A 13,231-nucleotide genomic window follows, 5' to 3' on the forward strand; every position below is an offset into this window, starting at 1 on the left:
CGGGTCGCCAGTCTCCGAAGGGGCGGGGATGGCATTTCCAATAGGGAGGTTTTGATGATCCGTTTTTCAGCTATCGTTGCAATTGCGTTCGCGCTCGCTGTTTTCGTCGGGGGATCGCTTGCGCAGGCCCAGAAGGCCTCAGACCCAAAGAGCCAGCCCGGTAGCGGCCAGTGCCGGCTTTCAAACGGGCAAAAATGCTAATCTGATTCGACCAGCCAGCGCGTAGCGTGGTTGTTCTGGGCTCGCCGGCCCTGCCGGTGAGCCCATTTTCGTAGCCGGTACTACCCTTGATTCGTTACCGCGGGGCCCTGACTTGTGGGGCTGTTGATGAAAGCATTGAACCGCAGCGAGGCCTCGGCAAATCTCTTCAGAAACTCGGCCGTGCTCGCCTCGGCTTCGGGCAAGACATTGTCCACAAGCCCGCCACCCGCAACGGACCCAAGTTCCTCAACGCTCAGTTCGCGATTTTCGCTGTCCATTGTCTCGCACCATTTTTGCAATGTCTCGCAGGCTCCGATCATGGCGGACCACAATCAACGGAGATGTGACGTAAATCACGAAACGAAAGAGGCCGCCGGAGCGGTGGCTTCTTTCACGGGTTCTTGCCCGGTTGAGTGTTCTGAATGGGTCGGCCGGACGGGCGCTAGATTCCGTGGCTATGCCGTATCTTCAGAATCTGAACGGACTTCGGAAGCTCCATCAGAAAATCCTTGTCGCGCTCCAGATGATGGATCCTGGATGGGTCTCCGCCCGTGAACCTGCTCATCGATTCCAGGCTTTCCCAATACGAGATGGTGACAAACTCGGTCTCGTTTTGTCTGTCCTCCCTGAACGTCTGGACGGCAAGGGCCTTCTCGATCAGCGGCTTGATGCCGACCTCGTAATTATAGGCCTCGTACGCGTCTGCCACGTCTGGATTGGTCCTGCCGCGCCAAATGCGGGCGATCTGGGGTTTGGTCATGTTGCGCCTCCGGTCGGAAAACCCGCTTCCGGAAAAACCGTTCCAACAACCCAAACGGGATTCGTCCCTGTTGGGGGCCTGGCATCTGGGCACCTGAACCGGTTGTTAAGAATTCTGCCGGACGAAACAAGCTTGAAACAATCGCGAAACGAAATCGCCATGAACCCCTCGAAATCTCGGTTCGACTAACCCTCGAACAGGAGATGATGACGATGATTAAAGTTGGTTCAAAGGAAGAAGTTGCCCTGCTGCTCGCATTGTTTGGCGTGCTCGATCTGCCGGTTCAGGCGCCGAAGAAGCGCAAATGACACTGCTGGTCGCCCCACTGTTGTTTGTCTTGCTGGGCGTCGGGGCTGTCAAAGCCAAAAAGGCAGGCCTCTCTGGTTGGGAGGTCGTCCTCATGGTCGCCGTCGGCAGCCTGTGCATTCTCGTGGTGACATTGGGAATCCTGATGTGGGGATTTCGCAACTTCGGTTAATTCCGATTGATCAGCCATACGCCTGCGCTGCTAAGCGTCTAAAAGTTGTCATCGGCGCAAAATGTGGATGTTATCGTTTCCGAGGGGCGCCTGTGGGTTGCCGGGTTGTTAGCTATGTGGCCGTTCCTGCCGGCCTATTCGGTCCAAATGCGCTCTCCGCACTGCTTGCATTCAAACATATGAGTGACAACTCCGCTTTCAGATTCCATGATCGTCTTGAGAAGAGTGAGTTTCCCTGCGCAGAAGCGGCAGTCATGGTTTGATTGATCCCGAGCAGTGGCGATCTTCTCAGCTCGAAATAACTCCATGACGCCCCCTTTCCACAAAGGGTAGGGTACGGAGCGCCGGTTTCGTGAGGCGTAATTGGGCAACAAGTCTTGCCCCGGGCGACAAAGTTACAGGCGAAGGCCGGTTGTCCACAGCAATCCACCGCCGCGCCGCCACGCTCGGGTCGTCAACCTTCGTGCCGAAGGAAAAAGAGCCGCAACGCCTTTTGCCGTCAGACGGCCGGCAACCGCCGCCGCCGGCTGCTTCAAAGTCGCCCTAGTTTGCTCTGTCGGGAACCGGACTTTAAGTGATAGATTGGGTCATCATCGGAATGAGCTTGGCAATTACCGATGCAGCCGGTCAAACGTATCGCGCTTCGTTTTTTGGGTGGCATGATCGCGGATCAATGCCGCTTCGGCTGCGTCCCTACGAAGTTTTTCGAGCGAGGCTTGATAATCCTTCACGGGTTTTCAGTCCCGGTGGCTGCGACCTAGTTGTTGAACAGAGCGCACCGACTACGCCGAAGCGACCCGTCGGGATTGAACGTAAGAACCCGCTTGCAAAATCTCATCCGACGCGCGGAAGTGCAGGACAACATCGCTGCCGTCCCATTGCAAATCGATGAGATCGCCGGCACGCGTTTCAACGAACCGTTGATGCCAGTACGCAGTGATAGCGCGCGTGCAGCGCAATTCTTTCTTGCCCCCACAGTCGCATTGCAGGGAAGCATCATCGGCATAACAATCAACAATTAAAAGGTCGCCTGCACGATAGGCATCGAGCCAATCAATCGCGATTGCTATCAGATCAACGGAAGACATCGTCCCATATCCACGCCCGCACGGCTATCATTGCGCGCTCGAAGCGCGCGCAGATATGAGCAAAATTACGCGAAACTCGCTTGTTAACGTGCGCCGACTTTTTGTTGCTTTGCCTCAACCGCGAATGGCACAAACTGCACATGCCAAGGGATGCAAGCGGGTATATCGTGTTGAATTCGCGAACAATGCCCCGTGAGAGCACCGTGCCATGGCAATCGAATTCCTCTATCGCGCAGGCATCATCGCCCTTGGCCTGATAAACGTCGGGCTGGTTGCTGTCCTATTGTTCGCAGGCCGCTAAAGCCGCAGCCGGCGACTTAAAAATAGCGGCTCATCGCCGGATGCATCCGCTCATGACGTCCAGTGCACTAAACGGCCGCCGTCATGGGCAGGGTCTCGGATGTGTGCCTGACTTGACGCTGGCAGCCGAGCGCCGTGCCACCGGCGCACGGCCGCCTCAACACGGATTAGTAGCGCGGGCAAACCCAGTTGCCGTAGGTATCGTAGCCGCAGCCGCCGCCGTAATAGGCCCCTGCCGCCGCAGCGCCAACAGCAGCCGCGCCGACCGCTGCCGCACCGTAGCCCCGACGATACCCGTAGCCGCCATAACCGTAGCGACCGCCGCGCACTGCGACAGCGCCACCCCGAGCGCCTCGAACTGCGACCGCGCCGCCGCGGTAGCCACCACCGTGAAATCCGCCACCACCGCGATAAGCGCCACCGCCGCGACCACGGGCGTAGGCATCGTCTGGGATCAAACTGGCGGTGAGCAGAACAAGTGCCGCAAAAGCAGCAAGAATATAGCGAAGCATGGCTGAACCTCTTTCTACAAACCCTGCCGGACAGGAAATTGCTGCGCTGTCAGTGTGGGGCATTGATGTAGATCAACGGAACTTTTGCCTAAATTCATGGGGCGAGATGTCGGGTGCTGGCGGGGCTGGAACGCAAGCGGCGGGTCAAGGGCGGCGCGGCGCTCCGGCTTTATCTGCCAGCGCGATCTGGTTCGCTTCCGGGGTGAGGCCGGCGCTGTCAAGTGCGGCGCGCCATGCCGGCATCCCGATTACGACTGAAAGTGTGGGGCTGGCGATCAGATAGACGGGCGAGCCACCCTCGCGGAAAGCCATTTCGATATCGGGAAGGAACCGTGGTCTTAAGCGACGGGGACCGCAGCGTACCATGCTGTGCTCAAGCGTGGAGAATGCAATGGCTCCCCTTGGCCTGCCCTGAGATCAGCGCGTTCACGCACGCCTGCAAGCGCTGGACCGGAGTGACCCCAAGCCAGTGTAGCGGTTATCGGCCGCGGGACCGGCGTCGGGATTTTCCTTCGACAGGCATCAGGTCGCCACGTGCCCGTCACTATCCGCCGCAGTAAAGGACAACGGCGATTTCAGCCGCGTTCAGCCGCGACAAATGTACCGAACCAAACCCACAAAGATCGTCAGCGCAATGCGGTGCCAATCGAGGCGCCCGCATCGTTCAGAAGAAACACCGGGTGCCAGCGGAATTTGCGCGGCGCTCAGACGAAGCGGCTGATCGAGGAGCTGTGGGCAACCGTCGGTGTAAATCAATGGCAGTTTCAATCACTCTTGGTCGAACGTCGCGGGTGCCGATCCAGGCGAAGTCTTTGCGCTCGCATGCGCTTAATCTCGTCGTCGAGAGCGTCCATTTCCTCAGTGCGTCGCGCGTTCTTGGATTTCGGCGCATCGGCGGCGCGCAGTTTTTCCAGTGCTTTCTCAACAGAGAGTTTCGGTGTTTCGGCCATGGCAAACCTCATATCCGAGCGAGACACGTTCGGCCCCCATACAACCTCGTAGCGGCGCCGGCTACCGTCAGAACTGACGCGGCGACCCGAATTAGTCTTGGCGATCGCGAAGCTTGCTCCCAGTGCTTCAGATACTGCGCAGGCGTCCGTTGATCTAGATCAACAAGAATGTGCGGCGACGAGTTTTCTTACGCCCCGATGCCCGCCGGGATCACCAGCAGGAGAGGATCCGGAAGGCAACCGGACGGCCCTATTCCGAGGAGCGGCCAACACCATGAACTCTCTGCTAAGGGAGATCCGAGAGACTCCGTTGCTGTGGATGCTGATATTTGTGCCCGCCGTGCTGATCGCAGCCAAGGTTGTGCCGACCGCCCATACGCTCCTGTTTGTGCTCGCAGTTCTCGCAATCGTTCCGCTTGCTGCCCTTCTTAGTCATGCAACCGAAGCCGTCTCCGAAAAGACGGGTGACGCAGTCGGTGGGTTGTTGAATGCAACGCTTGGAAACTTGACCGAGTTGATTATCGCTGTCACTGCGCTGCGAGCCGGAGAGTACATGCTGGTGAAGGCGTCGATTGCCGGCGCTATCGTCACCAACTCGCTTTTCATGCTGGGAGCCTCCTTTATGTTGGGTGGCCTCAGGTATCATGTTCAGGAGTACAATCGTGCAGGAGGCAGGATGCATTCGGCCTTGCTGTTGATGGCGACCATTGCGCTCCTTGCTCCGGCAGCGGTCTCCGAACTCGATTTGGCGCGCGGCGAGGTGATGGCTCAGAATTTCAGCGCCGCCCTGGCCATCCTGCTCATCGTGGCTTACGGATTGAGCTTGCTTTTCTCGCTAAAGACCCACAAGGAACTCTTTGCGAGCGAGGATCACGGCGAGGCGGGGGAAACAAAGTGGCCGATCAACCTAGCGGTCGGAACACTCCTCGCTGTTACCGTGTTGGTGGCGCTGGTAAGTGAAATTTTCGTTGAGTCGGTGCAGCACGCGGCGACGACACTGGGGATGAGCCCGGCTTTCGTCGGGTTCATCATCGTCGCCCTGGTCGGTGCTGCAGCTGAAATGGCCGTGGCCTTTTCCGCGGCGCGCAAGAACCGCCTGGATATGAGCGTTAGCATCGCGCTCGGAAGCGCGTCCCAGATCGCGCTGTTTGTAGCACCGGTGCTGGTGCTCCTGAGTTACGTCGTCGGGCCCAAACCAATGGATCTGCAATTTTGGCCCGGTGCCGTGACCATGGTGATGATCGCGACCGTGACGGCGACCTTCGTTACGAACAGCGGTCGTTCGGCATGGTTCATCGGCGCTCTGTTGATATTCATCTACGCAATATTTGCCATGACACTCTATATGGTTCCGCCCGGATCGCACGGACTGGCGTAATGTAAGGAGTGTTCGATCCTGTAGGAATGAGCGCCGCAGTGTACCGGTTTGAGGGCAACGAAATAGGCGCGACATGCGACTAGGCTCCTACAGCTGCTTCACTGCGTTTCTAGCCATTATCTCGTGCACGTCTCATAGCGCGATCGCGCAGAGCCTTACGCCGTTCCGCTATGAATCCCAGGCGCAACGCCATTGTCCCGGGGACATGATCGTCTGGCTCGATTTCAGAACAGGACGCTATTACCTCAAGGGCCAGAGGCGTTACGCGTCGGGATATACCGGCAGCTTCGTATGCAGGAATGAGGCCCGGAATAGCAGCTACCGGCGCTCGCCCTTGGGCTTGAGGTAGGCCTGAACCGTCGTGAACGAACGCGCCGTGTCTTCCGCGACCTCTCGACACCGCAGTGCGCTCCACGCGCCCCGTGCAGGTTCAGGTCCGGACGGGGCAGTTATTGTCGCGCTGAAAGTGTTTCTAACCGAGCTTCAGTACCAGATGGAGTGTCTGCGGGTCTCGGCGCGCGGCGGGCCTGAAGCCGAACTTTCCGAATACCTTTATCATCGCTGCGTTTTCGGGCAGAACTTCTGCCGTTAATTCTTGCAGCCCGGCATCGCGCGCGAACTTGACGAGATGACGCATCAGGATCGAGCCGATGCCTCGGCCTTGCCAGGTATCGACGACGACAAATGCCATCTCGGCCCGCCCGGGCTCGAAGACAATGTAACGGCCGCCTCCGGCAATCACCTTGCGACTGGCTTCCTCTGTGATCGCGACAATCGCGACATGATTCTTGAAATCGACGTCCATGAAGAAGGCGCGCTCCTTCTCCGAGAAGTGGCGCTTCATGACGAAGAAGCGGCGCTGCAATGATTGCGCGCTGGTCTTTTCGATCGCAGCGAGCATGTCTGCTTCGTCCTCCCGCCGGAGCGCGCGGATTTCGACTTGGCTGCCGTCGCGCAGCAGCTCGCGTCCGGTGTAGTTGATCGGCTCAGACATCGGGCCTCATGTGCTGGCGAACAAGGCTGCCGTCTCGATCGACGTCCGCCGATGAAGCCCGGGCCCGGATTGCGGTCGTTTGATTTGGATCAAGACTTCAGCGCGAAAAGCGGCCGGTAGCTTGACGACAGCATGCCCACTCCCAGATGAGGGCGCGTCCTTGAAAACCTTTCGCCAGCTCCGGTCCGGAGAGGACCTCATCCAGCTTGCGATCCGGCTCGGATTGCTCGCTTTCCTGGTCTACTGGACGTTCGTTCTCATCCGTCCCTTTGTGCCGATCCTGGCCTGGAGCATCGTACTCGCCGTCGCGCTCTATCCTGTCTTTAATCTCCTTTCCAGGCTTCTCGGCGGTCGTCCGAGGCTCGCAGCGGCAATTCTCACCGTCATCAATCTCGCCATCGTCATCGGGCCGGCGACCTGGCTTGGCTTGAGTGCAGTGGAGGGAGTGAAGGATTTCGCCGCAAATCTGAGCGCTGGTAACCTGGCGGTTCCATCTCCGCCGGACGGCGTCAAGAATTGGCCGCTCATCGGTCCTCAGCTTTTCGAGCTCTGGAACCAAGCGTCCGACAACATTCGAGCGGTCCTGCGCGAGGTGGTGCCCCATCTGAAGCCGTTGGCTGGCACCATGCTCGGCCTCGCGGGCAATGCCGGCGTGGGAACGTTCAAGTTTCTCCTGTCTGTGGCGCTGGCCGGCTTTCTCTTTCCCTACGGCTCGCAGCTAGTAGGGGCGGGCAGGGGCTTTCTCCATCGCATCGTGCCCGAACAGAGCGAACATTTTCTGGAACTGGCGGGTACGACCATACGCGCGGTATCCCAGGGCGTCATCGGCGTCGCGATCATCCAGTCCCTTCTGGCGGGCATTGGCTTCAAGCTGGCAGGCATTCCCGGCGCCGGCCTGCTGGCCTTCGTGGTTATGATCCTGACTATCGTGCAGATCGGCGCGGCGATCGTCCTGGTTCCCGTGATCGTCTGGATCTGGATCGACAAGGACTTTACCACAGCGGTTCTGATGACGGTGTTCCTGGGCATCGTCGGCATACTCGACAACATCTTGAAACCGCTCTTGATGGCGCGCGGCCTGACGACGCCGACGGTCGTCATCCTCGTCGGGGTGATAGGAGGAACGCTCGCGCATGGAATTGTTGGTCTCTTTATCGGACCGATCATTCTCTCCGTGTCCTGGGAATTGACGGTCGCCTGGATACGCATCGATCGTACCGACGCGACATTGCCGGATCGACTTTCGAACGTTGACATAAATCAACGTTCGATGCCGCGAGGCTCGTTGAGTGAACTTCCCGACAAGTGAGGTTGAAACATGGCGATGGACAAAGCAACGTTGCCGGGCGGTCCGATGTCAGGGCTAGTCGCTTCGGCTGTAGAGTACATGATGGACGCTGGCCAGCGCAGCGTCCTGTTCCTGGACGTCCTGCGTCAACGCGGCGATCAGTATCGGGAACACGTCGCGCAAACGGCACCGCATGTCCTGCAATACTCCGCCGAACTGATCACCGACGGCCGCAAGCTGGATGAACCGGTGAATTATGCGCTCGTGCGCATCATTCCGCCCAAAGGCGTCGAAATAGATCTCGACCGGCGACCGTTCATCGTGGTCGATCCCCGCGCCGGGCATGGCCCGGGAATCGGGGGATTCAAGGCGGACAGCGAAATCGGCGTTGCGATGAAAGCGGGTCATCCCTGCTATTTCATCGGATTCCTGCCCGAGCCGATGCCTGGACAAACAATCGAGCGCATCGCGCGCGCCGAAGCCGTGTTCATCGAGACGGTCATCAGCCGCCATCCGCAGGCCGACGGCAAGCCTTGCGTGATCGGAAACTGCCAGGCCGGCTGGGCCGTCATGATCCTGGCGTCGCTGCGGCCGGAACTGTTCGGACCCATCATCATTGCAGGCGCGCCGCTTGCCTATTGGGCAGGCGTGCATGGCAAAAACCCGATGCGCTATTCGGGTGGCCTGCTCGGAGGAAGCTGGCTAACCGCGCTGACGAGCGATCTCGGAGCCGGCAAATTCGACGGCGCCTGGCTCGTGCAAAACTTCGAGAGTCAAAATCCTTCGAACACGCTTTGGACCAAGCAGTACAACGTCTATTCAAAGGTGGATAGCGAGGCCGACCGATATCTCGAATTCGAACGCTGGTGGGGCGGGCACGTCAATCTGAACGCCGAGGAAATCCAGTTCATCGTCGATGAACTGTTCGTCGGCAATAATCTCGCCGCCGGTCGGATCACGACGTCTGACGGTCAGCCGGTCGATTTGCGCAATATCAGATCACCGATCGTGGTATTTTGCTCAAAGGGGGACAATATTACCCCGCCGCAACAGGCATTGGATTGGATCCTCGATCTCTATGCAGACGTCGACGAAATCAGGGCCTACGGTCAGACGATTGTCTACACGGTTCACGAGAGTGTCGGCCATCTCGGCATTTTCGTTTCCGGCGGCATTGCCAAAAAGGAACACGCTGAATTTTCCAGCAATATCGATCTGATCGATGTCCTGCCGCCCGGTCTCTACGAAGCAACTTTCGAGGCCAAGGGCACCGATACGACGAATGCCGACCTCGCCGCCGGCCAGTGGGTGATGCGCTGCGAGGCGCGGACGCTCGACGACATCCGTGCCATGGGCGGCAATTCTCCCGAGGATGAGCGGCGGTTTGCCGCCGCCAAGCGCGTTTCGGAAATCAATCTCACGGCCTACAAGAAGTACCTCCAGCCCTGGATCAAGGGCATGGTGAAGCCTCAGGCAGCGGAGATGATGCGCAATCTGCATCCGTTGCGGCTTCAGTATGAAGCTTTCAGCAGCCGGAATCCGTTCATGGCGATGGTGAAGTCGCTGGCGGAGCGGGTGAGCGAGGATCGCAAGCAGGTCTCGACAGACAATCCCTTCGTTGCCTTTCAGGAGCAGATCTCCAAGCAGATCGTCAATGCGCTGGACAGTTGGCGGGATTCGCAGGAGGCGCTCAGCGAGGCGACCTTCCTTGCGGTCTACGGCTCGCCGGCGTTGCAAGCGGCTGTCGGAATCGACCCGCAATCGGCCCCATCGCGCCGGCAGGAAATGTCTGCAGCACACCGTGAAATGCTCCAGAGGCGGATAGCCGAGCTGAAATCCAAAATCAGCGAAGGCGGCCTTCGCGAAGCGGCCATTCGCGGTCTTCTGTATGTCGGGTCGGCGAGGGGGATGGTGGACGAGCGGAGCCTAGAAGCATTGCGCAACGTTCGCCGTAGCGACTCCGGAGCGCGGCTAACGCTGACAGAGTTCAAGATGCTGGTCCGCGAGCAATTTTTCATGCTTCTGCTGGATCAGGAGGGAGCACTGGCCGCGATACCGAAGCTCTTGCCCGACAATGCAAAAGCACGCCAGGCGGCTTTCGCAGCGATTCGCGAAGTGCTGTCCGCGAGTGCCGCAATATCGGGAGAGGTCGCGAAGCGTCTGAAGCGTGTTGCCAAACTGTTCGGCGTCGATGCGGGCGAATTTTCGGATAAGGCTTCGAAGGGCGCCCCTTTCGATCCGAAGGCGAAGGCATCGTAGCGTTTACTGGAAAGATCCGGAGCGACATCATGAAAGCCATGCCAGCCGATTCAGGAAAAGCGCGCTCTCCGAGCAAGTATGACCGTCTGATCGCCGCGGCCAAGGCGGTGCCACCGGCGCCGACCATTGTCGTGCATCCCTGCGATGAAACCTCGCTGCGCGGCGCCGTCGACAGCGCGGCGGCGGGCATTATCCGGCCGGTGTTGGTCGGGCCTGAAGGAAAAATCAGGGATACGGCCAGCAAATACGGCCTCGATATTTCCGGCTTCGAGATCGTCGATGCCCTGCACAGCGAGGCCGCGGCTGCAAAGGGTGTTGAGCTCATCCATGCCGCCAAGGGCGAGATGCTGATGAAGGGCAGCCTGCACACCGACGAGTTGATGCGTAGCGTCACGGCAAAGGTGGACGGCCTGCGGACTGACCGGCGGATCAGCCATGTGTTCGTGATGGATGTGCCGGCCTATGCCGAGACGCTCTTTGTAACGGACGCGGCCATCAACATCTTTCCAGATCTCGATGCCAAGCGGGACATCATCCAGAACGCGATTGATCTCTATACGCAAGCCGGCTTCGGCAAATCACCTCGTGTGGCGATCCTGTCCGCCGTCGAAACCGTTACCTCCAAGATTCCATCCACGATCGAGGCAGCGGCGCTCTGCAAGATGGCGGATCGCGGGCAGATCACCGGGGGCGTGCTCGACGGACCACTTGCCTTCGACAATGCGATCGATGTGGAAGCGGCACGGATCAAGGGAATCAAATCCGAGGTTGCCGGCCGGGCGCAGATCCTGCTCGTTCCCGACCTCGAAGCCGGCAACATGCTGGCGAAGAATCTCGCCTACTTCGCCAAGGCGGATAGTGCCGGCATCGTGCTCGGCGCCCGGGTGCCCGTCGTTCTGACGTCGCGTGCGGACACAGCGCGCGCGCGGATGGCGTCCTGCGCGGTTGCGGCTCTCTATGCAAATGCAAGGCGCCAGCGTGCTCCAAATGTTGCCGCGTGATTGCCATGGATACGATCCTCGTCGTCAATGCTGGCTCCTCGAGCGTCAAGTTCCAGATCTTTTCGGTCGAGGGAGAGGGAAAGCTAAAGCGGCTGATCAAGGGCCAAATGGATGGCATTGGCAGTCGTCCTCGCTTGCGGGCGAGTGGCGCGGACAGTGATCCATTGGCCGACCGCGCCTATCCGATCGAAGCGGTTCCGGATGTTCCGGCCGCGATGGGTATCGCAGGCGGATGGCTGCGCGACGAACTTCGCATTAGCCCGATGGCCGTCGGTCATCGCGTCGTTCATGGCGGTCCGGACTTTGACCGGCCGGTGCTGATTGACCACGGCGTCGTAGCCCGGTTGGAGCGGTTCGTCGCGCTGGCCCCGCTTCATCAGCCGCATAATTTGGCCCCGATCCGGTCGCTGCTGGCCAATTTTCCAGCTCTTCCGCAAGTGGCCTGTTTCGACACCGCGTTTCACCGCACGCACGACGCCGTGGCTGACTACTATGCAATTCCGCATCAGCTTCATGCCGAGGGCGTGCGGCGTTACGGATTTCACGGTCTCTCATACGAATATGTCGCGAAGACCTTGCCGCAAGTCGCACCCGCAATCGCAAAGGGGCGGGTGATTGTCGCCCATCTCGGTAGCGGCGCCTCCATGTGTGCGCTGAAGGGGGGACGCAGCATTGAGAGCACCATGGGGTTCACCGCCCTCGACGGGCTGCCCATGGGAACGCGCCCGGGGCAAATCGACCCTGGGGTCCTGCTCTATCTGATCTCCGAAAAGGGAATGGCGGCCGCCAATGTCCAGAACTTCCTCTACCGCGATTGCGGATTGAAGGGGCTCTCGGGCATCAGCAACGATATGCGTGAACTGGAAGCTAGCGAGGATCCCAAGGCGAAACTGGCGGTCGACTATTTCGTTTATCGCATCGGCCTCAACGCCGGCATGCTTGCGGCCGCGTTGCAGGGGCTGGACGCTTTCGTCTTTACCGCCGGTATCGGGGAAAACTCGGTGGCTATCCGGGCACGCATCGCCGACCAACTGAGGTGGCTTGGGGTGACCCTCGACGAGGCCGAGAATTCCCGCCACGCGCGCCTGATATCCCGTTCCGACAGCCGTATTCCGGTCTACGTCATACCGACCGACGAGGAGCTGATGATCGCGCAGCATACATTGTCGCTGCTGTTGAACACGCCATCGTCCAGCGCCAGGCATGAGAGGGTGTCATGATTCCCGTATTCCCGGATTCCAAGGTCGCCCTGAAGGGCAAGAAAGGCCTGATCGTCGGCATCGCCAACGACCAATCGATCGCATGGGGGTGCGCCAAGGCCTTTCGTGCACTCGGGGCTGATCTCGCCGTGACCTATCTGAACGAGCGTGCCAAAAAATACGTCGAGCCGCTCGCACAGGCATTGGAGGCGCCGATCTTCATGCCAATGGATGTCATGGTCGAGGGCCAGACGGAGCAGGTGTTCGAACGGATCGGGAAGGAATGGGGCCAGCTCGATTTCCTGCTGCACTCGATCGCCTTCTCTCCGAAGGAGGCGCTCCATGGACGCGTGGTGGACGTCGGCCGCGACGGCTTCCTCAAGACGATGGACGTTTCGTGCTGGTCGTTCATGCGAATGGCCCATCTGGCCGAACCGTTGATGAAGAATGGTGGAACCATGTTCACCATGACCTATTACGGCAGCCAGATGGTGGTGGAGAACTACAATGTGATGGGTGTGGCGAAAGCGGCGCTCGAAGCAGCCGTTCGCTACATGGCCGCGGAGCTGGGCCCGAAGGGCATCCGCGTTCACGCGATTTCACCCGGGCCGCTCGCCACGCGCGCAGCGTCGGGGATTCCCGAATTCGACGAACTGATGGACAAGGCGCAATCGAAGGCGCCGGCGCGCAGTCTCGTCAGTATCGACGACGTCGGCAACGCAACCGCATTTCTGGCGCTCGACGGCGCCAAACTCATCACGGGCGGCGTGCATTATGTCGACGGCGGCTATCACATCATCGACTGAGTGCGTTTGACGCGGTC

15 protein-coding genes are annotated in these 13,231 nt (G+C 59.5%); 8 read left to right on the forward strand and 7 right to left on the reverse strand.

Annotated elements, in window-relative coordinates; all coding sequences use genetic code 11:
• Positions 1 to 281: 281 nt before the first annotated feature.
• Together JQ600_RS23165 and JQ600_RS23170 are read right to left on the reverse strand one after the other, a co-directional pair.
• Positions 282 to 479, reverse strand: coding sequence for a hypothetical protein (locus tag JQ600_RS23165; RefSeq protein ID WP_212262839.1), 198 nt, complete (start codon positions 477 to 479; stop codon positions 282 to 284).
• Positions 480 to 643: 164 nt separating this feature from the next.
• Positions 644 to 961: an antibiotic biosynthesis monooxygenase gene (locus tag JQ600_RS23170; RefSeq protein ID WP_212390600.1), complete on the reverse strand. Its 318-nt coding sequence runs from the start codon at positions 959 to 961 to the stop codon at positions 644 to 646.
• Between the two features lie 304 nt (positions 962 to 1,265).
• On the opposite strand from JQ600_RS23170, the gene JQ600_RS23175 reads away from it, so the two are divergent.
• Positions 1,266 to 1,439 carry a hypothetical protein gene (locus JQ600_RS23175; protein WP_212262841.1) on the forward strand — a complete coding sequence of 58 codons (174 nt, stop codon included), beginning with the start codon at positions 1,266 to 1,268 and terminating at the stop codon, positions 1,437 to 1,439.
• A 782-nt stretch (positions 1,440 to 2,221) separates the two neighbouring features.
• On the opposite strand, the gene JQ600_RS23180 is transcribed toward JQ600_RS23175, so the two are convergent.
• The 4 genes from JQ600_RS23180 to JQ600_RS23195 form a co-directional block, all read right to left on the reverse strand.
• Entirely contained in the window at positions 2,222 to 2,527 is a 306-nt protein-coding gene (locus JQ600_RS23180) for a nuclear transport factor 2 family protein (RefSeq protein ID WP_212390601.1), read from the reverse strand.
• A gap of 467 nt (positions 2,528 to 2,994) precedes the next feature.
• Positions 2,995 to 3,339 carry a hypothetical protein gene (locus JQ600_RS23185; RefSeq protein ID WP_212262843.1) on the reverse strand — a complete coding sequence of 115 codons (345 nt, stop codon included), beginning with the start codon at positions 3,337 to 3,339 and terminating at the stop codon, positions 2,995 to 2,997.
• 144 nt (positions 3,340 to 3,483) lie between these two features.
• A complete protein-coding gene (locus JQ600_RS23190) occupies positions 3,484 to 3,651 on the reverse strand; it encodes a hypothetical protein (protein ID WP_212262844.1) in 168 nt (55 codons plus the stop codon).
• Positions 3,652 to 4,103: 452 nt separating this feature from the next.
• The gene (locus tag JQ600_RS23195; RefSeq protein ID WP_212262845.1) at positions 4,104 to 4,289 is read right to left on the reverse strand and encodes a hypothetical protein; all 186 of its coding nucleotides are present in this window, start codon (positions 4,287 to 4,289) and stop codon (positions 4,104 to 4,106) included.
• A 274-nt stretch (positions 4,290 to 4,563) separates the two neighbouring features.
• Here JQ600_RS23195 and cax point away from each other — a divergent pair, with 274 nt between their 5' ends.
• On the forward strand, positions 4,564 to 5,667 hold the full coding sequence (cax, locus tag JQ600_RS23200; protein ID WP_212262846.1) for a calcium/proton exchanger: 1,104 nt from the start codon (positions 4,564 to 4,566) through the stop codon (positions 5,665 to 5,667).
• A gap of 73 nt (positions 5,668 to 5,740) precedes the next feature.
• Entirely contained in the window at positions 5,741 to 6,016 is a 276-nt protein-coding gene (locus tag JQ600_RS36965; protein ID WP_249136033.1) for a hypothetical protein, read from the forward strand.
• Between the two features lie 123 nt (positions 6,017 to 6,139).
• Here the strand turns inward: JQ600_RS36965 and JQ600_RS23205 are convergent, their stop codons facing one another.
• Entirely contained in the window at positions 6,140 to 6,661 is a 522-nt protein-coding gene (locus tag JQ600_RS23205) for a GNAT family N-acetyltransferase (protein ID WP_212262847.1), read from the reverse strand.
• 160 nt (positions 6,662 to 6,821) lie between these two features.
• On the opposite strand from JQ600_RS23205, the gene JQ600_RS23210 reads away from it, so the two are divergent.
• From JQ600_RS23210 to fabI, 5 genes are read left to right on the forward strand one after another with little or no spacing between them, the layout of a single operon-like run.
• The gene (locus JQ600_RS23210) at positions 6,822 to 7,970 is read left to right on the forward strand and encodes an AI-2E family transporter (protein WP_212390602.1); all 1,149 of its coding nucleotides are present in this window, start codon (positions 6,822 to 6,824) and stop codon (positions 7,968 to 7,970) included.
• A gap of 9 nt (positions 7,971 to 7,979) precedes the next feature.
• A complete protein-coding gene (locus tag JQ600_RS23215; protein ID WP_212390603.1) occupies positions 7,980 to 10,208 on the forward strand; it encodes a DUF3141 domain-containing protein in 2,229 nt (742 codons plus the stop codon).
• A gap of 38 nt (positions 10,209 to 10,246) precedes the next feature.
• The gene (locus tag JQ600_RS23220; RefSeq protein WP_212262976.1) at positions 10,247 to 11,209 is read left to right on the forward strand and encodes a phosphate acetyltransferase; all 963 of its coding nucleotides are present in this window, start codon (positions 10,247 to 10,249) and stop codon (positions 11,207 to 11,209) included.
• Positions 11,210 to 11,214: 5 nt separating this feature from the next.
• Positions 11,215 to 12,429 (forward strand): acetate/propionate family kinase, encoded by a 1,215-nt coding sequence (locus JQ600_RS23225; protein WP_212390604.1) that lies wholly within the window; start codon positions 11,215 to 11,217, stop codon positions 12,427 to 12,429.
• Complete coding sequence (fabI, locus tag JQ600_RS23230) at positions 12,426 to 13,214, forward strand: enoyl-ACP reductase FabI (protein WP_212390605.1); 789 nt, start codon at positions 12,426 to 12,428, stop codon at positions 13,212 to 13,214. The genes JQ600_RS23225 and fabI overlap by 4 nt, the downstream gene beginning before the upstream one ends.
• The last annotated feature ends 17 nt before the right edge of the window (positions 13,215 to 13,231 follow it).

Source organism: Bradyrhizobium sp. AUGA SZCCT0176 (assembly GCF_018130145.1).
In the GTDB taxonomy this organism is placed as follows: Bacteria; Pseudomonadota; Alphaproteobacteria; order Rhizobiales; family Xanthobacteraceae; genus Bradyrhizobium.

Bases quoted from the DNA above. Each gene is read 5' to 3' on its own strand.
- JQ600_RS23225 (WP_212390604.1), top strand. From the start codon at position 11,215: ATGGATACGATCCTCGTCGTCAATGCTGGCTCCTCGAGCGTCAAGTTC.
- JQ600_RS23190 (WP_212262844.1), bottom strand. From the start codon at position 3,651: ATGGCTTTCCGCGAGGGTGGCTCGCCCGTCTATCTGATCGCCAGCCCC.
- JQ600_RS36965 (WP_249136033.1), top strand. From the start codon at position 5,741: ATGCGACTAGGCTCCTACAGCTGCTTCACTGCGTTTCTAGCCATTATC.
- JQ600_RS23170 (WP_212390600.1), bottom strand. From the start codon at position 961: ATGACCAAACCCCAGATCGCCCGCATTTGGCGCGGCAGGACCAATCCA.
- JQ600_RS23205 (WP_212262847.1), bottom strand. From the start codon at position 6,661: ATGTCTGAGCCGATCAACTACACCGGACGCGAGCTGCTGCGCGACGGC.
- JQ600_RS23185 (WP_212262843.1), bottom strand. From the start codon at position 3,339: ATGCTTCGCTATATTCTTGCTGCTTTTGCGGCACTTGTTCTGCTCACC.
- JQ600_RS23220 (WP_212262976.1), top strand. From the start codon at position 10,247: ATGCCAGCCGATTCAGGAAAAGCGCGCTCTCCGAGCAAGTATGACCGT.
- JQ600_RS23215 (WP_212390603.1), top strand. From the start codon at position 7,980: ATGGCGATGGACAAAGCAACGTTGCCGGGCGGTCCGATGTCAGGGCTA.
- JQ600_RS23165 (WP_212262839.1), bottom strand. From the start codon at position 479: ATGGACAGCGAAAATCGCGAACTGAGCGTTGAGGAACTTGGGTCCGTT.
- JQ600_RS23195 (WP_212262845.1), bottom strand. From the start codon at position 4,289: ATGGCCGAAACACCGAAACTCTCTGTTGAGAAAGCACTGGAAAAACTG.
- JQ600_RS23175 (WP_212262841.1), top strand. From the start codon at position 1,266: ATGACACTGCTGGTCGCCCCACTGTTGTTTGTCTTGCTGGGCGTCGGG.
- JQ600_RS23180 (WP_212390601.1), bottom strand. From the start codon at position 2,527: ATGTCTTCCGTTGATCTGATAGCAATCGCGATTGATTGGCTCGATGCC.
- cax (WP_212262846.1), top strand. From the start codon at position 4,564: ATGAACTCTCTGCTAAGGGAGATCCGAGAGACTCCGTTGCTGTGGATG.
- fabI (WP_212390605.1), top strand. From the start codon at position 12,426: ATGATTCCCGTATTCCCGGATTCCAAGGTCGCCCTGAAGGGCAAGAAA.